Below are 24,541 nucleotides of genomic sequence, written 5' to 3' on the forward strand. Positions count from 1 at the left end.
ACCTTAGATCGAAGTGCCGACATCTTGCCCGCACCACTTCGACCAAACCGAGCGCTTGCTCGGCTCGAGATCTCTAATTCCTTCACCTTCTTCAGACGCTCGTTGCGCCGTGCTTCTCGCTCAACAGTCGCTCAATGACGGACTGGAGATGGGCGGGGGAAGACGGCTTGGGGCAGACCGCAGCGTCGGGATAGCGCCCGAGCAGCTGGGTTTTGTCGGCGTGGCCGGAGTGGAAGATGATCGGTACGCGGGCCGCGCGTAGGCGGTCCGCCGCCGGATAGACCTCGCCGTCCAGAAGCTGCACGTCTAGAATCGCGCAGGCCGGCAGGTCGGCCTCTATCGCGACCAGCGCCTCGCGCACCGTGACATAGGGGCCGAGCACGCGGTGGCCGATCTCCTCGACGATGTCCTGCAGGTCCAAAGCGACGAAGAGCTCGTCCTCGACGATCATCACAGATCTAGTCATTGGCAAGAACTGTCTCGGGGAGATGAAGGGACAGGCGGAAGCACGTTCCGTCGAAGGCACGGTCGAGCCGGGCGCCGAGCTGGCGGGCGGAGGTCTCCAGAAGCAGCGTACCGAATCCATTGCCCTGTCCAGGCTCGGCCTCGTAGGCCATACGCTCTTCCCATTCGAGCAGGATGCCCTCCGCCGCGCGCCGCCAGCGGACCGACAGCCTGCCGTCCTCGCGGCCTAGCGACCCGTATTTGACGGAGTTCGTCGCCCATTCGTGGAGCATCAGCGCCAATGGCGAAACATGGCGCCAGCCGATCGGCACCGATGGCCCCTCGAACGTCGCCTGGACATGGCCGTGATAGGGCGAGAGCGTTGCCGCGACGAGGCCTGACAGTTCGCTCACCGCCGCCGAACCCGCAGGCGAGGCCAGCGAATGCGCCCGGCCGAGCGCCATGATCCGCTCGCGCATATCGGCGGCGAAGCTCTTCGTATCAGAATGGCTTCGCGCGCCAGCTGAAATCATGCCGCCGATAATGGCGAAAAGGTTTTTCACCCGATGGTTCATCTCGCGCAGCATCAACTCGCGCGTTTCGGCGACGGCGAATTCGGGCGAGACGTCGATGGCGACGCCGACGATCCGGCGCTCGCCCCCGGCCGTCATGGGTCGCCCGAAGCTGCGGATCCAGCGATGGGTTCCATCGGCGCTTTCGATGCGGAATCGCGCTTCGAAATCCTGCTCTCCGTTCACCGCCATGGCCAGCTGATCCCGAACGGTCGGCCAGTCCTCCGGCGTAATCTGCGCCTTCAGGTCATCAAGTGTGCGCGTGCCTTCGCCCGGGAGGCCGAACAGGCCGGCGACGACCGGATCCATTTCTAGAGCGTCGCGCGCCGGGGCGTAATCCCAGATACCAATGCCGCTCGCCTTGATCGCGAGATCAAGTCGATCCCGCTCAGCGGCAAGCTGGCGCTCTAGCCCCAGCGGCTCGGTGATGTCGGTGAGGACCAGCGAGGCGCCGTCTGTGCTGCCGTTCTGCGTGCGATAGGGCAGGACGCGCAGCGAGAGGGTGCGCAAGCCATCCCGCGTGGTGACGCGGCGCTGAACGATGGAGCCCCCGGCGGCGACGCGGCGAGCGTCTTCCAGATAGTCTTCGCCGACAAGCTGGCTCGCGACATCGGCCAGGGGTCTGCCCCGATCCACGGGCTGGAGCGGAAAGATCGAGACCGCCGCTCGGGTGTAGCTGCGCACGCGCATCTCCGCGTCCAGAACCACGACGGCGAGTTCGGTCGATTCGAAGAAGTTGCGAAGGTCGGAATTGGCGGTGGTGAGCTGGTCCACCTTGGTTTTCAGCTCGTCGTTGACGGTTGAAAGCTCCTCGTTGGTCGATTGGAGCTCCTCGTTCATCGACATCATTTCTTCGTTGGAGCTTTTCAGCTCCTCGTTCGCCGTTTCAAGTTCCTCCACGGCGGAGCGCAAGCGGTGGCGCGTGAGGCGAAGCTCGTCCTCCAGCACCTCGATATGGTCGTCGCCCATCGCCATTTCGGCGAGATCGGCACCGCCGGCCGGGCGGAAGGGACCGGCGTCGCGCAGCACGAGAAGCAGCGTCGCGTCCGGCAGCGGGTCGCAAATGACCTCCACCGGCTGAACGCCATAATCCGACTGCACCTCGACGTCGCGCGCCACCAGCCGCTTTCGATTGTCCCGCACCTGCCGGACGAGCGGGCCGATCACTTCGCGCAGGCCCGTGCGCGCCAGGGTGATGGCGCTGATGCCGCCCGCGCGGGTCACGGGAAAGTCGAAATAGGGGCTGAGCCGGCCATAGGCGGCGATGATCCCGCCGTCATGATCGAGCACCATGCTGGGCGGGGCGTAGCGATCCACGACGCGCCGCACCGCGATCGTCTCGTCGGAAACGGAAAGGCCGGTCGCGCGATCCTCCCTGTCGCCGCGCCGAAGCTCGTGGCGCCGCGAACCGCTCGGCAGGTCGATCGGATATTTCGGCGAGCCCGGTGAGCGCTGAAACAGCCGGGTCCCGTGGTCGAGCACGGGGAAGAGCTGATCGAAGCGCCCGACGCTTTCGGACGGGCCGAGAAAGAGCGTGCCGCCCGGACGAAGGGCATAGTGAAACAGCGGCAGGACCGACTGCTGTAGGCGATCGTCGAAATAGATCAGGAGGTTGCGGCAGGAGACGAGGTCGATCCGCGAGAAGGGCGGGTCCTTCACCACGCTATGATTGGAAAAGCGAATGAGATCGCGGATCTCGGAGACGATGGTGAAGCGCTCCGCATGGGGCATGGTGTAGCGCTCGCGCAGCGAAGCCGGAATGTCGGCCAGCGCGGAGGCGGGGTAGGAGCCCTCGCGCGCGATCTGCAGCATCTGCTCGTCGATATCGGTGGCAAAGATCTGTACGGCGGGCGGCACGCCGAGAACGCGGGCGGCCTCCGCGAAAAGCATGGCGACGCTGTAGGCTTCCTCGCCGCTCGAGCAGCCGGACACCCAGACCCGGATGTCCTCCTCGGTTTCGTGGGCGCGCACCAGCGGCTCGATCACGCGCACGCGCAGCGTCTCGAACGCTTCCACGTCCCGAAAAAAGCGCGTGACATTGATCAGGAGGTCGCGGAATAGCGCGTCGCATTCCACCCCGTCGCTGCGAATACGGGCGAGATAGGCCCGGCCCGTGTCGATGCCGAGCACATGCATGCGCCGCTCGACGCGCCGCACCAGGGTCGTGCGCTTGTAGCCGGAGAAGTCGTGGCCGATCGTCGTGCGAATGACGCGGCAGAGATCGTCGAGATGATCGGCGACGAGTTCGGCCTCCTCTTCGGCCGGGTCGGCGCCGCGACGGCGGAAGAAGGCGGAAAGGCAGTCGAGAATCTCGCCCGGCCGCTTCACGAAATCGACAAGGCCGGTGCCCACCGCTGAGACGGGCATTCCGTCGTAGCGTGCGGTCGTGGGCTCCTGCACGACGCAGACGCCGCCATGTTCCTTGACCGCGCGAAGGCCGATCGTACCGTCCGCACCGGTTCCAGACAGGATCACGCAGGCGGCGTTCGCCTGTTGATCGCCGGCGAGGGAGACGAAGAAGTCGTCGATCGGCCGGCGCAAGCCGCGTGGCTGGGCGAAGTCGGTGAGTTCCAGGATGCCGCCCTGGATCGCTAGTCCGCGACCGGGCGGGATGATGTAGACCCTGTCCGCCTCCAGCCGCTCGCCGCCCTCGCATTGCAGAACGGCGAGGTCGGTGTGCCGGTCGAGAAGCTGCGCCAGCATGCTCTCATGATTGGGGTCGAGATGCTGCACGACGACGAAGGTCATGCCGGTCGGCGCGCGGGCCGCCGACAGCATTTCGCGCAGGGCTTCCAGCCCGCCGGCCGAGGCGCCGATGCCGACCACGGGCAGGACCGGCCGGGCCTCTGCGTCTGCCGCCGTTCCGTCGGGCGAGGCGTCGCGATTCGGCTTAGCTCTCGTCGGCGACATTGAGGTCCGCGAGCGTGAGTTTGGCTTGCGCGATCGTGGCGGCCGAATTGGCGACCACCATCAGCGAGCCTTCGAGCGCCAGTCCGCTTTCGGCAAGGGCCGGGCTGAGACGCGCCAATGTGCCGCCGAGTTCGGAATCATAGGCGGCGAGCCGGTCTGGCTGCGATCGACTGACATCGTATTGCGAGGCGAAGAGAAACCTGACCTCGCCGCTTTGGCCGCGCAGCTTCGACATGTAGAGAAGATTGACGAAGGGCTTGCCGTCCTTGCGAAAATTCAGGATCGACGTGCGGACATTGGCCTGCCGGTCCTGCTGAAGGAACGTGTGGATCTGCCGCTTGGCCTCGCCATTCTCCGCGTCGCGCTGGAGAAAGCGGCAGTTCCGGCCGACCACGTCCTCGGCGCTGTAGCCTGTCAGCCTGCAGAACGCGTCGTTGACGAGAACCAGCGGGTTGTCGCCCTGCGAGGAGGCCAGCGCCAACGCGATCGTGGCGCGGGCGAAATAGTCGCTGATCTCGACCGGGATGTTCTGATCTTCCACGCACCCACTTTCATTCGACGGTTCTTGCCGATCCGACCGAGGGAAACGTCGCCGAACAGCCAGTCGCCGGCAGGCCCAACTCTCTCAAATCTGGCATTCCGCTTGGCGAGCCGCCAGCCGAAGATCGGCGTTTCCTCCCACGAAACGCCGCCAGCCTCAAGGGCGAGAAGGCCGCCGGAAGGCCATCACGCCGATTTTTGATGAACGTGGAGCGAAGGGCAAAAAGGGGAGCCGGGCGAGAAACTTAGGCGCTCGTGCCGGTCCTGCACTCTCATGGCTGCGGGGCCATGTCGCAGGCCGGGCAGGCCCAGATTCCGCCCGCCCTTACCAGCCATAGGTCACCCGTGCGCCGCTCCGGCCGTTGCCGTTCTGAACCACGGCATCGTCGGCGTTTCGCCCGAACTGGAACAGAGCATAGGAATTGTCGTCGCCGTTCTGCTGCAAGGTGGCGGAATGGCCGTTGCCGCGCTGGCGGATGAGTCCGAGATTGCCATGCCCGCGCTGGGCCAGCCCGGCGACGTTGCTGAGGCCGTTCTGGTCGATCGAGCCGTTCCGCAACTCGCGGCCGATCGCATAGAGCCGCATGCCCATCGACAGCGCATCGGCCTGCCCCCGATCGGCGGGCGCCAGGTCCCAGGACACTTGGCCACCCGCCTGTGCGGGGCTGGCCAGGGGAGCGAGGCCGGCAAGGGCGAGGGCGAGCGAAAGGGGCTTCAGGAGGTTGCGGATCATGGTCTGTCTCCAGTCTTCGGCTCTTCTTGACCGATGAAGCGAGAATCGCACGGTCGGGCTGAACCGGACCGGAAAGCGCCGTTCAACCAGCGTTCAGGCTTCTGCCGAACCGGCACTCACATGCAGAAAAGGCGCCGGAGACCGGCGCCTTTTTGAACGGAATAGGAAATAGAGTTCGGGGCGGTTCAGGTTCGGTCGCCGACGCGCTCGTTGCAGGAGACGGTGCGCCCGTTCACGGTGACGTCCAACGACACGTCGTAGAGCGCGCCCTTGCCCGTGAGGGTGACGGAGCCGAGCGTCGCGGCGCGGCCGGCGCCGGCGGTGAAGGGGCCACCTTGGCTGAGCTGCGTACCGCCGCCGCGACCTGCTCCCTCGACCTCCAGCGTGTAGCGTCCGCTGACGCTCTTGTCGGCTTCCACGAGCGCTGTCAGCGAGAGTAGGCCGCCCTGCGGCACGGCGCGGATTTCGCAGCGGACCGGTCCATCGGAGGGAGCCGCTGTGCCGGACATGCCGGCCAGCGCAGCTGCGGGGAGAAGAACGAGGCCGAGCGCCAGCGCGGCCCGGCGCGATAGAACAGGAAGGCGAAGCATGGGCGTTTCCTTGGGCGTTGAGGCGGCGTGATCGCTGCCGGGGCGAGGCGGGGGTGCGGCGCCCGGCTCGAACCGGGCGCGAGGATCGATGGAGAGAGACGCGATCAGTCGCAGGTCTGGACGAAGGCCGCGACATTGCCGGCGCCGCCTTGGGCGACATTGGCCGCGCAACCCCGGCCGACCTGTACGCCGGCGGCGATGTTGCCGTTGCCGTCCTGTGTCAGGATCGTCGTGTGGTTGGAGCCGAACTGGCCGACGCCCGCGACGTTCCGATTGCCCCGCTGATAGGTCGCGGCCGAGTTCCCGTAGCCTTCCTGGCCGGCGGCGGAGAGATTGTCCTGGCCGTATTGCTGACCGGTCATGCCGTTGCCGCCGCCGTTCTGATAGACGCGAACGCGGTTGCGGCTGCCGTGCTGCGCGCCGCCGGCCGAGTTCGACCAGCCATATTGCTCGATGCGCACGTCATTGGCGCTGGCGGGAAGGATGCTGGCGCCACCCAGAATGGCGACGAGGGCGACGGTGGCGAGGGTCTTGGCGTTCATGAGAGCGTCTCCGAAGAGGGGCGGAACCCGATGTTCACGGCCCCTTTCTGCGCCTCTCCGCCGGAACCCACCCTGAAGGCCGCGTTCAGTTCGCGTTCACTCGTCACGCATCCCTGCGAAGGCTGGCGACGCGGCACGATCGAACGCCACGAAGGGGCCTGAAGGCCCCTTCGCTCTAAGCTATCTAAGCTTCTGAATACTATAGGAATACATGTCGAACGCCGGGCGCGAAGCGAAGGCCAACTAGCCCGGCAAATTCGCTATCGCGGTCCGTAGAAAATTTTCAGGCGGCCTGCTGCTCGGCCAAAGCGTCGAGCAACTTCCGCGCGCTGGCTTCCCAGGTGAACTGCCGGGCGCGTGCGCGGCCTTTTTCAACGAGCTCTGCCCGCTTGGCCTCGTCCGAATCGAGAAGCCGCAACGCCGCCGTCCATTCCGAAACGCGGTGCGGATCGGCATAGAGCGCGGCGTCGCCGCAGGTCTCGCGCACGGCGTCGGCGGTAGAGGCGATCACCGGGCAGCCGCAGCTCATGGCTTCCAGCGGCGGCAGGCCGAAGCCCTCGAAGAAGGAGGGGAAGAGAAGCGCTCGGGCGTGGGAATAGAGCGCCTTCAGTTCGGCGTCGCTCACCCGCCCGATGAATTCCGAATTGGCGGTCTGCGGCAGGGAGGACTGCGCGAAGACCCGCGCATTGCCGCCGCCAGCGACGATCAGCCGATCGACGCCCGCCTCGGCCGCCGCTTCCAGCGCCGTGCGGATGTTCTTGTGTGCGCTGAGGCTGCCGAGCATCAGGAAATAAGGCTTTGCCGTCAGCTGCCAGCGATCCACCGCCGTCGGATCGGCTTCCACGCGGCCCATATGATCGCAGCCGTTCGGCATCACGCCGATCTTCCCGGCCGGGGCGACGCCGTAGGTCTCCAGCATCTCGCGCGAGAAATGCGATACGGTGCGCACCACGGCGGAGCGACGGCCCGCCAGCGGCAGAAGCACGCGATAGGCGAGGCGGAAGCTGCGCGAGTAGGATTCGGGCGTCTGATAGACCTGCGCGTCGTGGATGAGCACCATGTTGCGCCGGCGGCTGACCGGCGCGGTGTTGCAGAGATTGACCAACCAGCGCCGCCCCGCCGCGCGGGTCAGCTCCGTCTGCTCCCAGGCATGGCCGCCGAGCCGCCCGACCGCGCGGGTCGGAATGTGCTTCAGCGACAGGCTGCGCTCGACCTTGGCCGGCACCAGAAGCTCGGCGCGGAAGGGCGGATGTCCGCCTGCTGCTTCGTCGAGAAGCCAATCCAGCGCCAGAACGATCTCCTCGGCCACACGATCGACGCCCGTCGCGTGGCGGGTCAGGAAACGTCCGTTGATAGCAATGTCGAGCATCGGGACCTCGATCGGGCAGGGAGCACGGGAACGGCCCGCCGATCCGGGAGGGACGGGCGGGCCGCGTATCTAACAGTTAGCTCGGGCGCGCGTCAGGGATTGCCGACCTGCGCGTCGGCGCGAACCGAAGGCCGCGCGCGGTTCATGTCGAGGCGGATCTCCACCGTGTCGCGGCTGGCCAGCGGCGCGTCGAGATCGATCTTCACCGGCGGCCCGCCGCCCCAGGGCGTGCGGAACACTTCTAGGCTGACGGCCAGATCGCCGTCGCGCTCGATCGCATTTGCCGGGGCGATCAGCGTCGCCTCGCGCAGCAGGTCTTCGGCGACGTGAATGTCGCGCTTGGCCTTTTCCAGTTCGGCGCGCGCGGTCTGGAGCTCGTTCGACGTCTCGATGCGGAAGGTCGTGTCCACATCCAGAATGCCACGCTCGCTTTCGTTGACGGCGAGATTGGCCGTCAGAGCACCGAGATCGAGGTCGAGACGACGGCTTTCCAGATCGGCCAGCGTGCGGTCCAACGTGGTGGAGCGACCCGCAACCGCAAGGCCCCGATCCACCAGCTTGTTCACGTCCTTCAACTCGGCGCGCGTCACGTCGATCTGCCGGTCGAGGCTGGTCCTCATGTCCGCCAGCGTGCGGATCTGATCCCGCGCAAGATCGCGCCGATCCTCGAAGCTCTTGATGCGCGACTGGCGAACCTGGGTGCGGGTCTGGCGAATGGACTCTTCTTCCGCCAGGAGCTCGGCGGGGATGCCCTTCTTGGCGTCCGCGCTGATCGGCGGCGCGTCCTCGGGGCGCACCTCTTCCTCGAGACGGTAGACCTTGGCGCGCAGGCGGTCGGCGCGATCGCGCGCATCATCGAGCGTTCCCGCCGTGGTGATGGCGTCACGCTCCAGGCGCATTTCCACGCCGCCGCCGCGGAACAGGCCGCCGGACAGCGCGATGGCCTGGCGCACCGTCATGCCGGGCACGAAGGGCACCGAGCCGGGCGTCGCCACCGCGCCCAGAATGTAGACCGGCGCACGCTGCGCGATCTCGACCTGCACGTCGGGGGGCTGCGGCAGGCTCATGCGCTCCTGCAGGCGGGCCGAGATGCGCTCCGCCAACGTGTTGCGGTCGAGATCGCCGAGCGCGATCTGGCCCAGAAAGGGGACGGAAATGCTGAGGTCGGGGCCGACCGAATAATTCCCGCTGAGGGCCGACCATTCGCGATATTCGCCGCGCGCGGGCAGCCACTCCGTGACCTTGATCGACACGGTGTCCAAGGCGTTGAAGTCCGCCGCCCGAGCCGCGCCCATACTTGCAACGCCAAGGCCGAATGCGAGCGAAAAGCGGACAATTTTAAGAAGACCGGAGCGAGCCATCCTCATCTTTCGTCGAACGAGTGAGTTAATCGTCAAATCGGGCACAAGCGGAAAGGGTCGAACGCCCCTTCCATTTCGTCCATTCCTCGTGGCGATACCACATTGCCATGCCTCTTGCAGGGAATAGTCGCGGACCATCCCCGATTTATTGGCATCGATGCCAGATTTCGATTCCTATCCTCAACAACGGAATCGAACGCTCCGGCAGAACGAGGGCCGGCGTGCCGCAAAGACTGCATCCGCGGCCCCGAACTGTTCCGTTCAATTCAAATGCGGGAGATTTGAGGTGAAACCGCGACCGGCCCCCAAACGGGCTTTCAGAAGGGCAGGGCGAACTGGACGTCGTCCGCCGTCCGGCTCTCGGCGGCGTCCACCAGGGCGGAGAGCGTCACGCCGAGAAGGCGAATGCCGCGCGGGTTGGACGGTCGCTCATGCAGGAGGCGGACGGCGATCTGTTCCAACTCGGCACGGTTCGCGACCGGCAGAACGACGGATTGGCTTCGCGTGATCTGGCGGAAATCGGCGTCCTTGATCTTCAGCGTCACCGTGCGCCCCCGCAGGCCGCTGCCCTCGCAATAGCGCCAGACCTTATCCAGGATCGGCTCCAGCGCCTCGCGCATGGCCTCGGTTTCGAACAGATCCACTGAGAACGTGTTCTCCGCGCCGACGGACTTGCGGATGCGATCGGCGCGCACCGGCCGCTCGTCGATGCCGCGCGAGATGCCGAAATAATAGGGACCGATCTTGCCGAAATGCTCACGCAGGAAGGCGAGGGTGCAGGCGCGCAGGTCCGCCCCCGTGCGGATGCCGAGCCGCTCCATCTTGGCGGCCGTCGCGGGGCCGACCCCGTGAAAACGCCCGACGGGAAGCGTCTCCACGAAGCCTGCGCCCATGGAAGGCGTGATGACGAAGAGCCCATCGGGCTTGCGATGATCGGAGGCGAGCTTAGCGAGGAACTTGTTGTAGGATACTCCGGCCGAGGCCGTCAGGCCCGTGCGCTCGCGGATGCGGGCTCGAATGTCCTCGGCGATTACCGTGGCCGAGGCGATGCCCTGCAGATTCTCGCTGACGTCGAGATAGGCCTCGTCCAGCGACAGCGGCTCGATGATCGGCGTGTGCTCCGCAAACACGGCGCGGATTTCGCTCGAGATCGCCTTGTAGACCTCGAAGCGCGGCTTCACGAACACGAGATCGGGACATTTGCGCCGCGCCGTGACGGAGGGCATGGCCGAACGCACCCCGAAGGCGCGCGCCTCGTAGCTGGCGGCGGCCACGACGCCGCGCTCCCGCGAGCCCCCGACGGCCACCGGACGTCCGCGCAGGGACGGGTCGTCCCGTTGCTCCACCGAGGCATAGAAGGCATCCATGTCGATATGAATGATTTTTCGCGCCGGCGAGGCGCACGGTTCAGGCGCGGGCGGCGTCGCGGTCGAGCGCCCCCGGATGCCGTCAGGCTGGCGCCTGTCCCCCGCTGCCACTTCGTTCGGTTGCGCCATGGCTGCACCTTGGATTCGTTCCCCAAACCGCCGGCCCAGCCGCCTCGGCGCATTCGGTGATTCCCTTCGCTCAGGGCAAACCTAGCGGATTTGGCGAAAGGAACAAAGACGGAACTTTTGGGCCGGCGTCAGGCGTAGCGCTTGGCTCCGGCCGCGCAGAGCACGACGAGGCCGGAGGCGGCGACCATGGTCCAGGCAACGGGTTCGCCCAGGAGCACGCCGGCCAGGAGCAGCCCGAGAAAGGGCTGGAGCAGCTGGAGCTGCCCGACGCCGGCGATGCCGCCGATGGCCAAGCCGCGATACCAGAAGACGAAGCCGATCAGCATGCTGAAGACGGAGACGTAGAGGAGCCCGATCCAGGCCGGCGGCGCGATCCCCTGTAGCGTGGCGGGCCAGGTCAGGCAGGCGACCAGTGCCATGGCGGGAAGGGCGAGGAGCAGCGCCCAGGAAATGACCTGCCAGCCACCGAGGCGCCGGGACAGAACGGCGCCTTCGGCATAGCCGAGGCCGCAAAGGACGATCGCGGCCAGCATCAGGAGATCGCCCGCACGCGAGCCTTGCCCGCCCTGCGCCAGCGCGAAGCCGGCGACCGACGCGGCGCCGACCAGCGAGAACATCCAGAAGGCCGGCTTCGGCTGCTCGCCGCCCCGCAGGACCCCGAACAAAGCCGTCGCCAGGGGCAGGAGCCCGATGAAGACGATGGAATGCGCCGAGGTTACATGCTTGAGCGCCAGGGCCGTGAGCAGGGGAAAGCCGATCACGACGCCAAGCGAGACGATCGCCAACGGCCACAGGTCCGCGTGCTGCGGACGCTGCTGGCGAAGGGCCAGCAAGAGCAGAGCGCCAAGACAGGCCGCGATCACCGCCCGCACCGATGTCAGAAACAGGGGTGAGAAGCTGCTCACGGCGACGCGCGTCGCGGGCAGGGAGCCGCTGAAGATGACGACGCCCAGCAAGCCGCTGATCCAACCCGACGAATTCCGTTCCATAATGCTCTCCGATTTCGATACGGGATAAGCATGATCGTCCGGTTTCGTGGGAGATACGGTTTTGTATCGAATGGAAGAACTGTATGGTCCGATCGAAACACGGTTGGGTGAGGCGGGCATGGCGCGAACGAAGGATTTGGTGGAGGACATTCGCCTCCGACTGGCGTCGCGCAGTCTCGCGCCCGGCGAGCGACTCCCCTCGATCCGCCGCTATGCCAGCGCCATGGGCGTTTCGCCCTCCACCGTCGTGGAGGCCTATGATCGGCTCTCGGCCGAGGGCGTCATCCGCTCCCGGCCGGGTTCGGGCTTCTATGTCGCGGGACTGCCGCTGGCGCTGACGGTCGGGGAGGCCGAGCCGAGGCTCGATCGGGAGATCGATCCGCTCTGGGTCTCGCGGCAATCTCTGGACACCGGCCCTGGCGTCCTGCGGCCGGGCTGCGGCTGGCTGCCGGCGGAGTGGATGCCGCAGGAGGCCATCGGCCGCGCCCTGCGCAAGCTTTCCAAAGGCGAAGGCGACCGCTTGGCCCATTATGGCGCGACACAGGGCTCGCCCGCGCTTCGGCGCCTTCTGGCGCGCCAGTTCGCCGGGGAGGGGCTGGACGTCGCGCCCGAGCAGATCCTGCTCGCCGGGTCGGGCACGCAGGCGGTGGACCTCGTGTGTCGCTTTCTGCTTCAGCCGGGCGATACGGTGCTGCTGGACGATCCCTGCTACTTCAACTTTCAGGCGCTGCTGCGCGCCCATCGCGTCAAAATCGTCGGCGTGCCCTATACGCCGTCCGGGCCGGATGCCGAGCGTTTCGCGGAGGCCGCGCGCACGCATTCGCCCAAGCTCTACATCACCAATTCCGCCATCCACAATCCGACCGGCGCCTCGCTCTCGCCGGCCGTGGCGCACCGTCTGCTGCTCGCCGCCTCGGCCTACGACGTGACGATCATCGAGGACGACATCTTCTCCGATTTCGAGCCCGAGCCCTCGCCACGCCTTGCCGCCTTGGACGGGTTGGACCGCGTGATCCATATTGGCAGCTTCTCCAAGACGCTGTCGGCCTCGTTGCGCTGCGGCTATATCGCGGCCAAGCCGGAATGGATCGACGGGCTGACCGATCTTCAGGTCGCGACGAATTTCGGCGGCCCAAGCCCGCTTTCGGCCGATCTCGTGATCGAACTGCTCTCCGACGGCAGCTACCGCAAGCATGTGGCGAGCCTGCGCGCGCGGCTCGCCAAGCGGCGCAAGGAGGTGCAGGCGCGGCTGGAGGGCCTGGGTCTTCGCGTCTGGGGCGAGCCGCGCGGCGGCTTCACGCTCTGGTGCCATCTGCCGGAGGGGCGCGACGCCGCTGAGATCGCCAAGGCCGCGCTGGTCGAGAAGATGGTGCTCGCGCCCGGCAATGTGTTCAGCGTCTCGCAGTCAGCACCTGGCCTCATGCGTTTCAACGTGGCGCAGACCCCGCCACAGGCGTTGGACCTGCTGGCGGGCCTACTGGCCAGGGCGAGCGCCGACGCGGCGCGAAGCGTCGAAACCTAACCGGCGCGCTCGCGACTGGCGTCGTCACGCGCGGCCGACGGCGCGGGCGGCGCGCCCCTCAGAAGCGTGTTGCGAATTTTGGCGATCGCCTCCTCCCTCGGCGTGCCATAGGGGATCATGCCTTGAAGCCGTCCGTTGGCGCCGATCATCAAGAGCGAGGTGGAGTGGCGCATATGGTAGTCCTCGCCTTCGCCGGTCTTTCGGGAATAAACCAGCCACGCCTTGGAGGCCTTTTCCATTTCGGCCGGGCTGCCGGTGACGCCGACGATGCGATCCGAGATCGAGGCGACATAGGGGCGCAAGACGTCAAGCGTGTCGCGCTCGGGGTCGACCGTAAAGAACAAAGCCTGCAAATCTCGCCCATCCGTCCCCAGCGCGTTCAGCCAGTCCGCCATCTCGATCAGCGTCGTCGGGCAGACTTCGGGGCAATTGGTGTAGCCGAAATAGAGGAGCGAGGGCCGGCCCTTCAGAACGCTCTGGTCCACGGTGCCGCCGCGCGTGTCGCTGAGCGAGAATGCCTGGTCCGGCGCGCCGCGCGCAGGCTGATTCAGGACCATCCAGCCGATCAGGCCGAGAAGAACCGCGATCAAGGTGCCGGCGCCCCCGAAAGCCAGAAGGCGATTGGCGTTTCCCGAAGCCATGGATTGTCCTTTCTTGTCGAGCGATTGGGGGGGGCGGCCGTCGCCGCTCAAGGTCTCACGTAAAGATCGGTTTCGAGCCGATCCAGGGTCGCCGCGTCGATCGCGACATCGATCCGCACATGCCAGAGGCCGGGGCCGGGCAGGGTCGCCTCCGCCCGCCACATCCCGTCGCCGGAATTGTGAGCGGTTTGGCGGATCGGCTCGCCCGCCTCGCCCGGCCGCGAAAACAGGAAGGTGACGGATTGCGGGTTCACCGGGCCGTAGTCGATGGTCATGAGCATGGCCGCCGCTTCGATCGGCCCTGCGCGCGCCGGGGCCAGCGTCAGGTCCGCCATCAGAAGCGCTCCCGTTGCATGAGCCTGTTTGGGCTCAGCCGCTATGGCTGCCTCGATCCGCGGCGGCGGCGTGAAACGCCAGAGCGCGACCGTACCGAGGATCAGAACAGCGACGGCGATTTCCACGCGGATGTGCCGGCGAATAGCCCGTCGCGATGGCACGTCGCCAGCGAGTGCTGGCCGGGTCAGGCGCCAGCGATTGTCCGCCGCCAGCGCGAGGAGGGCGAAGACAAGCGCGAGCTTCACGAGGAGAACCCGACCGTACCAGCTCTGCCACAGGGCTGGCAGGGTGCCGATCTGGACCACCGCCAGAAAGCCGCCGGACAGGAGAAGCAAGGCCACGACCGGCACGATACGCCGGGAAAAGCGACGGAGCGCTTCTGTGCGATCCGCGTCCTGCGGTGCGCGCAGCGCCATGGCCAGCGGTAGAAGCGCGCCGATCCAGAGTGCGACCGTGACTGTATGGAGCGCCACGGCCGGCCGCGTCCATTCTCGCGGCGGGGCGTTGGAGGCGTGGCCGGTGGAGGCAAGCGCGAGCCCCGCCCCGAGAAGTGCAAGCCCGGCGAGCGGGGCGGCGAAACGCCGTGGAAGCCAAGTGGCTAGGAGTGCGACGGAGAGCGCGAGGGCGGCGATCCCGGCTGCCGAGCCGAAGCCCGTTTCCATCGCCGCGCGCCACGAGGCTCCGGTCGCCAGAGCCGACAGGGGAGCACCCAGCGCGTCGAGCCCCTGCGCGCCGAGCGAAAGCGGCACGGCGATAAGGCCGAGCGTGAGGGCGATCCGCACTCGACCCAGTGCTTGGCCCGAAGGGGATGCCCCGAGAAAGACGCCGGCGGCACCGCCGATGCCGAAGAACAGGCCGAGATAGAGAAGCCAGCGCGACGCCCAGACCAGCGCCTGCACCGCGCGGTCGAACTCGGCGAGGATTGCCGGCGGCTCGGCGCTGGGGGCGCCGATCGACAGGCGCATCGAGCCCGCCACGGGATGCCCGTCCAGGGAGACGACGCGCCACGTCAGGATATGCGTGCCTTCGCCGAGCGAACCGGGCGCGGCGATCTCTACCCTGTTGCCGGAGACGGCGCTTGCCGAGAGGGCGTGCGCCTTCCCATCCGGCCCGATGAGCGCGAGGCGCAGCGGCGAAACCGGCTCGCTGAAGGTCAGTTCGAAGCGATCCGGCGCGCGCGCCAGCACCGCGCCGTCGGCCGGTTCGGTGGCGACGAGACCCGCATGGGCCTCGGCTGGGGTCGCCAGCGAAAGCGCGCCCGCGACCATCAGTCCGATCAGCAGCAGGCATCGCAAGGCTGCGCGAAGGCGCGACAGGGACGTTTCTCCCATCGGAATGAGTAGACCCCGCCAGATGACGCGAACTCTCTTCGAAGCGCGAGCCGGCGTGCTCGCATCAGACGATGGCACCCCTTCCGCCGACGCGGACCTCGGCGCGAGCGACAGCCGATCCACGCGCGATCCAGCGCGCGGACGCGGGGCCTGTCCCCCCATCGGCATGTCGTCGGCGCCGGGCGGTCTCAATGCTGGTGGCCTTCCTCGCCCTCCTCATGCGCGACATGGGCCGGCCCGGTCGCGCCCATCTTGTCCACCTGCAGCTGCACCTCGATCGAGCCCGCCTTCTCGAAGGTAAGCGTGACGGGAATCATCTGGCCCTCCTTGAAGGGCGCCTTCAGGCCCATGAGCATCAGATGATAGCCGCCCGGCGCCAGCGCCGCCTTGCCGCCGGCCGGGATCGCCAGCCCGTCGACGCGGCGCATGTTCATGATCCCGTCCGTGATCGACATCTCGTGGATCTCGACCTTCTCGGCGGCAGGCGACGCGGCGGAGATGAGCTTGTCTTCCCCAGGGCCGGAATTCACGAGGCCGAAATAGCCGGCGCCCGTGCGCGCGCCGGGCGGCGTCGCGCGGCTCCAGGGATGTTCGATCTCGATGGCGCCGAGTTTGAACCCGTGGGCGGCGGCGGGCGAAAGGGCTCCGAGCGAGCCGAGCACGAGAGTGGCGGCCAGCGCGAGAGCGTGCAGGCGAGCGAGGGAAAGGGGCATGGATCTGGGTGTCCTATTGACGATGGGAAAACGAGAGGGAGCGGGCGCTTAGGCGGCGCGGCGGGCGCGAACCCGCGTCATGGTCCAGTCGAGAAGCAACATGACCAGCAGCGAGGCGCCGACCAGTGGAAAGAGCACGCCGCCGATTGCCAGCAACACAAGCAGCCCGCGAAAGACGCTCGTGTCCTTCGGCAGCGGCGGCACGCCCATCGAGCGGCTCGGCCGGCGCTTCCACCACATCACGCCCGCCGAAACGGCCAGCGCGACATTGCCGACGCAGACCGCAGCTAGGAACCACTGGTTGAACCAACCGAATTCTTGCCCGAGATGAACGTTGATGCCCCATTCCAGGGAACGGCCCAACGGGCCGTAATCGGCGTAGCTCATGTCGAGCAGGGGCTCGCCCGTATATTGGTCGAGATGCACGACGCGTTGCTGCGTCAGATCGTCTGGATAAACCGAGCCGGTGTAGACGCCGGTGGGCCGCGTCGGAAGGTTGACGCTGTAGCCGCGATGGAGGCCAAGTGCGTCGAAGGCGGCAACGGCGCGGTCGAGGCCGATCGCCGCCTGGGAGGGCGTCGCGCCTGACAGGGGAACCTCCGCCTGTTGAAGCGACCAGCCGACCGGCCCCTCGTCCGAGAGGCGCTGGCCGGACATGGGCACGTCCACCCGCACCCCCGAGGGGTAGCCGAAGTTCGAGCCGTTCGCCCATTCGTTCACCTTGCCGCCCCAGACCTGCGACCAGGGCATGCCGGTGACGGCGAGAAAGACGATGAAGACGCCGAGCATCGATCCCGCCACCGCATGAAGATCGCGCCAGAACAGGCGCTTCTTCGGCGTGCCGCGAACCGTGACGACGCCGCCTTTTCGCCCGCGCGGCCACCAGAGGTAGAGGCCCGTCGCGACCAGGAGGATGGACCAGCCGGCGGCGATCTCGATCAGTCCGCGCGCCACCGGCCCGAAGAAGCGCAGGCTGTGCAGATGGCGCACGGTCCACATGATCGTGCCCTGGTCGGGCAGGGAGCCCAGCACCCTGGCGTCGTAGGGGTCGAGATAGACGACGCGCTTGTCGCCGCCCGCGCTCTTCACGGTGATTTCGGCGGACGAGGCGGGGCCGGCGTTCTGGGTGTACTTCACGGCTGTTCCCGGAACGGCGTCGAGCGCGGCCGCGACGAGGCGGCTCGGCGCGGCGAGACCAGCGCCATCCTGGGCGACCACACGCTTGAGATCGGCATGAACGAACGTGTCGATCTCGTCGCGGAAAAGGTAAAGACCGCCGGTGATCGACAGCGAGATCAGGAAGGGCAGAACGAAGAGACCGGCGTAGAAATGCCAGCGCCAGACGGCGCGGTAAAGATCGTTCGCCGAGGCGGAACGGGGCAGGTCGCCCGTTCGCACGGCCATGAGGTCGGACATCGGAAGGCTCCGAAAAGCAGGAATGGGAACGCCTTCGACCTGGATTGCCTGCGCGAGCGCGCGCTGATCCGCGCCAGGGTTTGGCGACGCGCCTCCGCGCCTCGCCGCCCGCGACGAAGCGCGGCGCGTGCGAGTTCCGATCCGCGTATGCCGCCCGCGCGGTGGACAGGAACTGCGAGATCGGAACGGGATGCGGGGTCGGATCGCCCGGCGTAGAGATCGGCTGGGAGGGCTAAAGCGCGCCGCACAGCGGCAACATGGTCTTGGGCTCGGACAGCGAGCGAGGTCGGCCGCGTGACGCGGCGCTGCCTCGCAGAATCAGCCGAAGAGAGGCGGTCCGCGCGTGTTGCGCGGCGTTTCCACCGCGCCGGAGCCCACGCCCTCGAAGAGCGTGAAGGGTTCGTCCAGAACCAGGGGCTGACGAACGATGAGGGACAGAAGCGAGGGGGATGGGAGCGGGCCGCCAAACATGGCGCAGCCCATCGAGCAGCAGGTGGGAACGCCGGAATGGCCAGCCGACTTGTCGTGCGAGCCATGATCGCCCGGCGCGCCGAACTCGGCGCAGATGACGTTGCCGAACTGATCGCGCGGCAGAAGCTCGGCCGAGGCGGAGAAGGTGAAACCGAGAAGCGCGGCCTGGACGACGAACAGAAGCGCGAAGACGCGCCCCATCCACTCGCCCGACCTTCCGCGCAACGCCCTCAAACCCGCCTCCCCAGAAATTCGATTGGGCTTTGGTAGCACAGGTTCGGGTGCGCCGAAACGCGAACCTCAAGACGTGTTGCGGCCAATGGCCTCGCGAAGCGCGAAAGGTGAGAATGCTGGATCAGACCAACCGATAGCCGACGCCCGCTTCGGTCAGGATGCGGCGCGGCGCGGCGGGGTCGTCCTCCACCTTCTGCCTGAGATGGCCGATATAGACTCTCAGATACTGCGTGTCGGCCTCGTTCGCCTGTCCCCAGACCTCGCGCAGGAGATGGCCGTGGGTCACGACCTTGCCGGCATGGCGCAGGAGCACGGCGAGGAGATCGAACTCGCGCCGCGTCAGCTTCACCTCCGCCGCGCCGTTGCGCACGATGCGCGTCTCGGGGTCGAGCGAGAGATCGCCGGCTGTGAGGGGGCCGACCGGCGCGCCCTGGCGATGGCGCAGCGCGGCGCGCAGGCGCGCCATGAGCTCGCCCACGCCGAAGGGCTTCTCGACATAATCGTCGGCACCGAGATCGAGCGCCTGGACCTTTTCGGCCTCCCGGTCCCGCGCCGACAGGACGACGATCGGCACGTCCGACACCTGGCGCAGCCGCGCGATTACCGCCTTGCCGTCCATGTCCGGCAGGCCGAGGTCGAGAACCACCGCGTCGGGCCGATCGCTCGCGGCAAGGCGCAGCGCGTCGGCGCCGTTCAGAGCCTGGACCACATGGTAGCCCTCGGCGGTCAGCGAGGGCTTGAGAAACCGGTGGATCGCCGGCTCGTCGTCCACGACGAGAATGGTGGCCTTATTCATGGGGTATGTCCCTTCCCGTCCGGCAGGCGAATGCGGAACGCTGCGCCGGTCGCGCCCGTATGATCCTGCGGCAGAAGCTCGATCGTGCCGCCATGCGCCTCGACGATGCCCTTGGCGATGGCGAGGCCGAGTCCCGCGCTTTCCCCGCCATCGGCCTTCGAATGCGCGGCGCGGGTGAACTTCTCGAAGACCTCCGCGCGCAGCGCTTCCGGCACACCCGGCCCGTCGTCGGCGATCTCGACCGTGAGCGCCTCGCCGTCTCTCCTTGCCGCCAAGGTCACGTTCGCGTCGCGTCCGGCATGGCGCACCGCGTTGCCGACGATGTTGCCCACCGCCTGATCGAACAGGCTCCCGTCGATCTGCGCTAGCAGCGGGCGATCGGAGAGGGCGAGGGTGAAGCACTGCGTCGCGCCTCGGCGCTTGGCGAGGTCCACCGCGCGCTCCAGCGCCTCGCCGACATCGATCCAGTCGCGGTTGATCTCCAACGCGCCGGCTTCCAACCGCGTCATCGACAGAAGATTGCGCACCATGGAGTCGAGGTGGCGGGCCTCGTCGCGCACTTGGCCCAGCAGTTCCAGCCGCGCCTCGGGTTCGAGCCGATCGCCATAGTCGATCAAGGTCGTGGCGGAGCCGAGAACTGAGGCGAGAGGAGTGCGAAAATCGTGGCTGATCGAGGCCAGCAGAATATTGCGCACCCGCTCCGTCTCCGCCGCCGTGCGCGCGCTGCGTACTTCGGTGGATAGGAGCGCCCGGTGCAAGGCGGCGGCGGTCTGTTCGGCCAGGGCGGAAAGAAGCGTGCGCGCTTCCAGCCCGAGCGGCGCGTCGTCGCCGGCCCGCTCCACGCCGACCACGCCGACGCGCCCATCCGGCGCGGGCAGAGGAAAGAAGGTCCAGCCGCTGGCCGGCAGGGTGGCAGTTCCCCCGCCGGCCGGCTCGTCTCGGTCGAAGGCCCAGCGGGCCGCCGCGCGCGCCGGGGTGTCCAGCCGGTCGTCCGGCGGCCAGGACGCGGCGATCTCCAAGTCGGTGGGCCCGGGCCGCAGGATGGCGCAGGGGCGCCCGATCGCGGCGTTGATTTCGCTCGCCGCCGCTTCCATCACGGCCGAGGCATCCGGCAGGGCCGAAAGGCGCCGGGTGAACTCGTAGAGCCGCCTTGCCGCCCGGGTGCGCGCCGCAGAGGCGCGCATCTGGTCCCGCGCCTGACCGGCCAGGGCAGAGATGGCGACGGCGATGATGAGAAAGATCGCGAGCGCCAGAAGCTCGTGCGGCCGCGCCACGGTGAAGCTGCCCGTCGGCTCGATGAAGAAGAAATTATAGGCCGCGAAGGACAGGAAGGAGGCGAAGATCGCCGGCCAGACGCCGTGGAAGAAGGCCGGCACCAGCACCGCCAGAAGGTAAAGCATGGAAAGGTTCGGCAACGGCACGAAGCGCACGATCTGCGAGCCGACGATCGTCGCCGTGGCGACGCTTGCGAGCGCCGCACCGTAGCCGCTCCAACTGCCGAGATCGACCCCGCGTCCGGCTGCGCTGGTGCTTTCTTCCTCGCCGGTCAGGACATGAATCGAGATGCCGTCCGCCTGCCGCACCAGGGCGTCCGCGAGGCTCCGCCTCGGCCAACCCCAGCGCAGGCCCGTGCGACGCGCCTTTCCGACCACGATCTGCGTCACGTTCTCGTAGCGCGAGAAGCGGAGGAGTTCGCGCGGCCAGTCGGCCGCGACGAGGCGCTGCGTTTCGGCGCCTAGCGTCTTGGCGAGCTGCATGGCCGCCTCCAGCCGGGCCGCCGCGTCCTCGTCCAGCGATACGCCCGGCCGCTCGATCGTGACGGCGAACCAGGGCGCGTCGAGGAGATCGGCAAGGCGCTTGGCGGTTCGCACCAGCCGCTCGGCGGACTGGTTGGGCCCGAGGCACACGAGAAGCCGCTCCCCGGCGGCCCACGGCCCTTCGATCGCGCCGCCCTGCATGCGCTCCAAGAGATCGCTGTCGACCCGGCTCGCGACCTGCCGCAGCGCGAGTTCCCGCAGCGCCGTCAGGTTCGAGGGCTTGAAGAAATTCTGCGTCGCCCGTGTCGCCGTGTCCTCGACATAGACCTTGCCCTCGGCCAAACGCCGGATCAGCTCGTCCGGCGGCAGGTCGACCAGAACGATCTCGTCGGCGGTTCGCAGCGTCGTGTCCGGCACGGTTTCGCGCACGCGCACGCCGGTGATCCGCTGGACGACGTCGTTGAGGCTTTCGACATGCTGGACGTTCATCGTCGTCCAGACATCGATCCCGGCCTGGAGAAGCTCGGCCACGTCCTGCCAGCGCTTGGGATGGCGGCTGCCCGGCACGTTGGAATGGGCGTATTCGTCCACCAGCAGAAGCGAGGGACGGCGCGCCAGTGCGGCGTCGATATCGAGTTCGGGAACCAGCCGCCCTTTGTAGGAAATGCCCTTACGGGGCAGGAGCTCGAGATCGGCGATCATGGCCTGCGTTTCGGCCCGCCCATGCGTCTCGACGATCCCGACCAGAACGTCTCGTCCTGCCGCCTTCGCCGCCCGCGCTGCCTGGAGCATGGCGAAGGTCTTGCCGACGCCGGGCGCCGCGCCCAGAAACAGTCGCAGCTTGCCCCGGCCCTCCCGCTCGGCATGGGCGAGAAGCGCGTCGGCTGAAGGGCGTGCGGCCGGTTGCGGCATGCGTGTCGGACCCATCTGACAATGGAACGAAGGGACGACGCGCGTCCCTCCGCCTTTCCTATCTCAATTCCGCCGGTGAGATCAGCCGGCCGGTGCCGTGTTGGCGGCGGTGGGCGTTCCCGGCGCCGGGGCGGCGCCGGGTGCACTCGCGGGCGAAAGCGCATCCAACGCGAGATTGGCCGCCAGCACGTTGACGCGCGGCTCGCCCAGCACGCCGATGGTCCGCCCGGCCGTGGCGCCAGCGATCGCCCGCTCGACCTGTGCCAGAGGCAGACCGCGCGCCTTGGCGATGCCAGGTGCCTGAAGCGCGGCGAAGGCCGGCGAGATGTCGGGGTCGAGCCCGCTGCCCGAGGTGGTGATGGCGTCGGCCGGCAGAAGCTTCGCGCCCGTCGTCGCTTTCAAGGCTGCGCCGTCGGCCTCCAGGCGGGCGGCGAGCTTGGCGCTGGTGGGGCCGAGATTGGTGCCGGACGAGGCCGAGGCGTCGTAGCCCGTCGTGCCGGCCGCCGAGGGGCGGGGGTGGAGATAGCGGTCGGTCGTGAAGGACTGGCCGATCAGACGGGAGCCGACCGCCTCGCCATTGAGCGAAACGAGGCTGCCCGATGCTTCCCCTGGGAAGACAAGGCCGGCGACCGCCGTCATCGCCAGCGGGTAGGCGAGGCCGAGAAGGAGGGTAAAGGCGACCAGAAGCGTGGCCGCTGCGCGGAACTGGGACAACATGGTGTTGATCCTTATTGATAGGGTCAGGCGAGGCCGAGGGCGGAGACCGCGAGGTCGATCAGCTTGATGCCGACAAAGGGCACCAGCACGCCGCCAAGGCCATAGATCAGGAGATTGCGCCGCAGGACGCTGGCCGCATCGAGCGCGCGATAGGGCACGCCGCGCAGCGCCAGCGGGATCAGCGCGACGATCACCAGCGCGTTGAAGATCACCGCCGAGAGGATCGCGCTTTCCGGCGTGGACAGGCCCATGACGTTGAGCGCGCCGAGTTCGGGAATCGCCGAGACGAAAAGCGCGGGAATGATCGCGAAATATTTCGCGACGTCGTTGGCGATGGAGAAGGTGGTGAGCGAGCCCCGCGTCATCAGCAGCTGCTTTCCGATGCCGACGATCTCGATCAGCTTGGTCGGATCGCTGTCGAGATCCACCATGTTGCCGGCCTCGCGCGCCGCCTGGGTGCCGGTCTGCATGGCGACGCCGACATCGGCCTGGGCGAGAGCCGGCGCGTCGTTGGTGCCGTCGCCGCACATGGCGACCAATCGGCCCTGGCGCTGCTCGTTGCGGATGTAGTTCAGCTTGTCCTGCGGGGTCGCCTCGGCGATGAAATCGTCCACCCCGGCTTCGGAAGCGATGGCGGCGGCGGTCACAGGGTTGTCGCCCGTCACCATCACCGTGCGGATGCCCATGCGGCGAAGCTCGGCGAAGCGCGTCTTGATGTCGGGCTTCACGACGTCCTTCAGGTGGATGACACCGATGAAGCGGCCGTTTTCGGCCAGGCCGAGCGGCGTGCCGCCGGATTGCGCGATGCGCTCCACGGCCGCCGTGAAGGCGGCTGGCTCGGGCACGTCGCGCCCCGCCCTTTCGCGAACGAACCGGCGGATCGCATCCACCGCGCCCTTGCGAATGGCCGTGTCGCCCATGTCGACGCCCGATAGGCGCGTCGAGGCGGAGAAGGGGATGAAGGTCGCGTCCACCGGCCGCTCATCCGGAATGGAGACGCCGTAGCTCTCCCGCGCGAGCACGAGGATGGAGCGACCCTCGGCCGTCTCGTCGGCGAGCGAGGCCCGAACCGCGATCTCGGCCGCTTCGGCTTCGGAGACGCCCTGAACGGCGACGAATTCCGACGCCATGCGGTTGCCGAAGGTGATCGTGCCCGTCTTGTCGAGAAGCAGCGTGTCCACGTCGCCGGCCGCCTCCACCGCCTTGCCCGACATGGCAAGGACATTGTGGCGGATCAGCCGGTCCATGCCGGCGATGCCGATGGCCGAAAGAAGGCCGCCGATCGTGGTCGGGATCAGCGTCACGAGAAGCGCAATGAGGATCGGCACCGAGATCGCCGCGCCGGCATAGCTGGACAGGCCGGTGAGCGTGACGACGGCAACCAGGAAGATCAGCGTCATGCCGACGAGGAGAATGGTGAGGGCGAGTTCGTTCGGCGTCTTCTGCCGCTCGGCGCCTTCCACCAGCGCGATCATCCGGTCGATGAACGAGGAGCCGGGCGCGGCGGTGATGCGCACCACCAGCCAGTCGGACACGACGCTCGTGCCGCCGGTGACGGCGGAGCGGTCGCCGCCCGCCTCGCGGATCACGGGCGCGGATTCGCCCGTCACCGCCGCTTCGTTGACGGAGGCGATGCCTTCCACGATCTCGCCGTCGCCCGGCACGATGTCGCCGGTCTCGACCAGCACGAAGTCGCCGACCTTGAGTTCCAGCGCCGAGACCGATTTCCAGTTTGCGTGGTCGGTCCGCTCCCTGAGGCGCTTGGCCAGCGTGTCGGTGCGCGCCCGGCGCAGGCTGTCGGCCTGGGCCCTTCCGCGGCCTTCCGCGATGGCCTCCGCGAAATTGGCGAAAAGGACGGTGAACCACAGCCAAGTCATGATCTGGCCGGTGAAGGCGAGGGGATGACCGGCTGCGACGTCGCGCACGAAGAGAAGCGTGACGACGAGCGCGACAACCTCGGTGACGAAGATCACCGGGTTGCGCACGAGGGCGGCGGGGTTGAGCTTGCGCACGGCGTCGAGCGCGGCGCGCCGGACGAGGTCCGGCCGGAAGGTGGAGACGGCTTTGGCAGCCATGGGAGTTTTCCTTGCGGTCGGCGCGAGGGCCGACGATCGATCAGGGGAAAGGTTGGAAGGGGCACCCCGGCGCG

General features: G+C 67.7%; 20 protein-coding genes. 1 reads left to right on the plus strand and 19 read right to left on the minus strand.

The window, feature by feature from the left end:
- Positions 1-91: 91 nt before the first annotated feature.
- The 10 genes from AUL32_RS14405 to AUL32_RS14450 form a co-directional block, all read right to left on the minus strand.
- Positions 92-466: a response regulator gene (locus AUL32_RS14405; protein WP_062116150.1), complete on the minus strand. Its 375-nt coding sequence runs from the start codon at positions 464-466 to the stop codon at positions 92-94.
- Positions 459-3,926 (minus strand): CheR family methyltransferase, encoded by a 3,468-nt coding sequence (locus AUL32_RS14410; protein ID WP_082659680.1) that lies wholly within the window; start codon positions 3,924-3,926, stop codon positions 459-461. Before AUL32_RS14410 ends, AUL32_RS14405 begins: the two co-directional genes overlap by 8 nt.
- Entirely contained in the window at positions 3,907-4,467 is a 561-nt protein-coding gene (locus AUL32_RS14415; RefSeq protein ID WP_062116153.1) for a PAS domain-containing protein, read from the minus strand. The genes AUL32_RS14410 and AUL32_RS14415 overlap by 20 nt, the downstream gene beginning before the upstream one ends.
- A 324-nt stretch (positions 4,468-4,791) precedes the next feature.
- Positions 4,792-5,199 (minus strand): curlin, encoded by a 408-nt coding sequence (locus AUL32_RS14420; RefSeq protein ID WP_062116156.1) that lies wholly within the window; start codon positions 5,197-5,199, stop codon positions 4,792-4,794.
- Positions 5,200-5,384: 185 nt separating this feature from the next.
- Positions 5,385-5,789, minus strand: a complete 405-nt coding sequence (csgH, locus tag AUL32_RS14425; protein ID WP_062116158.1) for a curli-like amyloid fiber formation chaperone CsgH — start codon at positions 5,787-5,789, stop codon at positions 5,385-5,387.
- Positions 5,790-5,893: 104 nt separating this feature from the next.
- Complete coding sequence (locus AUL32_RS14430; RefSeq protein WP_062116161.1) at positions 5,894-6,331, minus strand: curlin; 438 nt, start codon at positions 6,329-6,331, stop codon at positions 5,894-5,896.
- A gap of 283 nt (positions 6,332-6,614) precedes the next feature.
- Complete coding sequence (locus AUL32_RS14435; protein ID WP_062116164.1) at positions 6,615-7,700, minus strand: glycosyltransferase family 4 protein; 1,086 nt, start codon at positions 7,698-7,700, stop codon at positions 6,615-6,617.
- 92 nt (positions 7,701-7,792) lie between these two features.
- Complete coding sequence (locus AUL32_RS14440) at positions 7,793-8,953, minus strand: polysaccharide biosynthesis/export family protein (protein ID WP_244497918.1); 1,161 nt, start codon at positions 8,951-8,953, stop codon at positions 7,793-7,795.
- A gap of 425 nt (positions 8,954-9,378) precedes the next feature.
- Entirely contained in the window at positions 9,379-10,428 is a 1,050-nt protein-coding gene (gene dinB, locus AUL32_RS14445) for a DNA polymerase IV (RefSeq protein WP_244497919.1), read from the minus strand.
- Between the two features lie 257 nt (positions 10,429-10,685).
- Positions 10,686-11,546 carry a DMT family transporter gene (locus AUL32_RS14450; protein ID WP_062116170.1) on the minus strand — a complete coding sequence of 287 codons (861 nt, stop codon included), beginning with the start codon at positions 11,544-11,546 and terminating at the stop codon, positions 10,686-10,688.
- Between the two features lie 118 nt (positions 11,547-11,664).
- Here AUL32_RS14450 and AUL32_RS14455 point away from each other — a divergent pair, with 118 nt between their 5' ends.
- Positions 11,665-13,068, plus strand: coding sequence for an aminotransferase-like domain-containing protein (locus tag AUL32_RS14455; protein ID WP_082659686.1), 1,404 nt, complete (start codon positions 11,665-11,667; stop codon positions 13,066-13,068).
- Here AUL32_RS14455 and AUL32_RS14460 read toward each other — a convergent pair.
- The 9 genes from AUL32_RS14460 to kdpB all read right to left on the minus strand — a co-directional run bounded on the left by AUL32_RS14460 (position 13,065) and on the right by kdpB (position 24,467).
- Positions 13,065-13,709: an SCO family protein gene (locus AUL32_RS14460; RefSeq protein WP_062116176.1), complete on the minus strand. Its 645-nt coding sequence runs from the start codon at positions 13,707-13,709 to the stop codon at positions 13,065-13,067. The genes AUL32_RS14455 and AUL32_RS14460 overlap by 4 nt on opposite strands.
- A gap of 47 nt (positions 13,710-13,756) precedes the next feature.
- On the minus strand, positions 13,757-15,376 hold the full coding sequence (locus AUL32_RS14465; RefSeq protein WP_062116179.1) for a CopD family protein: 1,620 nt from the start codon (positions 15,374-15,376) through the stop codon (positions 13,757-13,759).
- Between the two features lie 188 nt (positions 15,377-15,564).
- Complete coding sequence (locus AUL32_RS14470) at positions 15,565-16,089, minus strand: copper chaperone PCu(A)C (protein ID WP_062116182.1); 525 nt, start codon at positions 16,087-16,089, stop codon at positions 15,565-15,567.
- Positions 16,090-16,137: 48 nt separating this feature from the next.
- Positions 16,138-17,505, minus strand: coding sequence for a PepSY-associated TM helix domain-containing protein (locus AUL32_RS14475; protein ID WP_062116185.1), 1,368 nt, complete (start codon positions 17,503-17,505; stop codon positions 16,138-16,140).
- Positions 17,506-17,823: 318 nt separating this feature from the next.
- Positions 17,824-18,177, minus strand: coding sequence for a DUF2946 family protein (locus tag AUL32_RS14480; protein ID WP_062116188.1), 354 nt, complete (start codon positions 18,175-18,177; stop codon positions 17,824-17,826).
- A 154-nt stretch (positions 18,178-18,331) separates the two neighbouring features.
- Positions 18,332-19,006 (minus strand): response regulator, encoded by a 675-nt coding sequence (locus tag AUL32_RS14485; RefSeq protein WP_061976271.1) that lies wholly within the window; start codon positions 19,004-19,006, stop codon positions 18,332-18,334.
- Positions 19,003-21,675 (minus strand): sensor histidine kinase, encoded by a 2,673-nt coding sequence (locus AUL32_RS14490; protein WP_062116873.1) that lies wholly within the window; start codon positions 21,673-21,675, stop codon positions 19,003-19,005. The genes AUL32_RS14485 and AUL32_RS14490 overlap by 4 nt, the downstream gene beginning before the upstream one ends.
- An 81-nt stretch (positions 21,676-21,756) precedes the next feature.
- On the minus strand, positions 21,757-22,392 hold the full coding sequence (kdpC, locus tag AUL32_RS14495) for a potassium-transporting ATPase subunit KdpC (protein WP_062116191.1): 636 nt from the start codon (positions 22,390-22,392) through the stop codon (positions 21,757-21,759).
- Positions 22,393-22,415: 23 nt separating this feature from the next.
- Complete coding sequence (gene kdpB / locus AUL32_RS14500; RefSeq protein ID WP_062116193.1) at positions 22,416-24,467, minus strand: potassium-transporting ATPase subunit KdpB; 2,052 nt, start codon at positions 24,465-24,467, stop codon at positions 22,416-22,418.
- Positions 24,468-24,541: the final 74 nt, after the last annotated feature.

The organism is Aureimonas sp. AU40, assembly GCF_001463785.1.
Lineage (GTDB): Bacteria > Pseudomonadota > Alphaproteobacteria > Rhizobiales > Rhizobiaceae > Aureimonas.

What these genes read in the sequence shown, in the direction of transcription:
- AUL32_RS14465 (WP_062116179.1), bottom strand. Translation starts at nt 15,376, where the DNA reads ATGGGAGAAACGTCCCTGTCGCGCCTTCGCGCAGCCTTGCGATGCCTG.
- AUL32_RS14470 (WP_062116182.1), bottom strand. Translation starts at nt 16,089, where the DNA reads ATGCCCCTTTCCCTCGCTCGCCTGCACGCTCTCGCGCTGGCCGCCACT.
- AUL32_RS14475 (WP_062116185.1), bottom strand. Translation starts at nt 17,505, where the DNA reads ATGTCCGACCTCATGGCCGTGCGAACGGGCGACCTGCCCCGTTCCGCC.
- AUL32_RS14405 (WP_062116150.1), bottom strand. Translation starts at nt 466, where the DNA reads ATGACTAGATCTGTGATGATCGTCGAGGACGAGCTCTTCGTCGCTTTG.
- kdpC (WP_062116191.1), bottom strand. Translation starts at nt 22,392, where the DNA reads ATGTTGTCCCAGTTCCGCGCAGCGGCCACGCTTCTGGTCGCCTTTACC.
- AUL32_RS14480 (WP_062116188.1), bottom strand. Translation starts at nt 18,177, where the DNA reads ATGGGGCGCGTCTTCGCGCTTCTGTTCGTCGTCCAGGCCGCGCTTCTC.
- dinB (WP_244497919.1), bottom strand. Translation starts at nt 10,428, where the DNA reads ATGGATGCCTTCTATGCCTCGGTGGAGCAACGGGACGACCCGTCCCTG.
- AUL32_RS14490 (WP_062116873.1), bottom strand. Translation starts at nt 21,675, where the DNA reads ATGCCGCAACCGGCCGCACGCCCTTCAGCCGACGCGCTTCTCGCCCAT.
- kdpB (WP_062116193.1), bottom strand. Translation starts at nt 24,467, where the DNA reads ATGGCTGCCAAAGCCGTCTCCACCTTCCGGCCGGACCTCGTCCGGCGC.
- AUL32_RS14420 (WP_062116156.1), bottom strand. Translation starts at nt 5,199, where the DNA reads ATGATCCGCAACCTCCTGAAGCCCCTTTCGCTCGCCCTCGCCCTTGCC.
- AUL32_RS14410 (WP_082659680.1), bottom strand. Translation starts at nt 3,926, where the DNA reads ATGTCGCCGACGAGAGCTAAGCCGAATCGCGACGCCTCGCCCGACGGA.
- AUL32_RS14485 (WP_061976271.1), bottom strand. Translation starts at nt 19,006, where the DNA reads ATGAATAAGGCCACCATTCTCGTCGTGGACGACGAGCCGGCGATCCAC.
- AUL32_RS14455 (WP_082659686.1), top strand. Translation starts at nt 11,665, where the DNA reads ATGGCGCGAACGAAGGATTTGGTGGAGGACATTCGCCTCCGACTGGCG.
- csgH (WP_062116158.1), bottom strand. Translation starts at nt 5,789, where the DNA reads ATGCTTCGCCTTCCTGTTCTATCGCGCCGGGCCGCGCTGGCGCTCGGC.
- AUL32_RS14430 (WP_062116161.1), bottom strand. Translation starts at nt 6,331, where the DNA reads ATGAACGCCAAGACCCTCGCCACCGTCGCCCTCGTCGCCATTCTGGGT.
- AUL32_RS14460 (WP_062116176.1), bottom strand. Translation starts at nt 13,709, where the DNA reads ATGGCTTCGGGAAACGCCAATCGCCTTCTGGCTTTCGGGGGCGCCGGC.
- AUL32_RS14435 (WP_062116164.1), bottom strand. Translation starts at nt 7,700, where the DNA reads ATGCTCGACATTGCTATCAACGGACGTTTCCTGACCCGCCACGCGACG.
- AUL32_RS14450 (WP_062116170.1), bottom strand. Translation starts at nt 11,546, where the DNA reads ATGGAACGGAATTCGTCGGGTTGGATCAGCGGCTTGCTGGGCGTCGTC.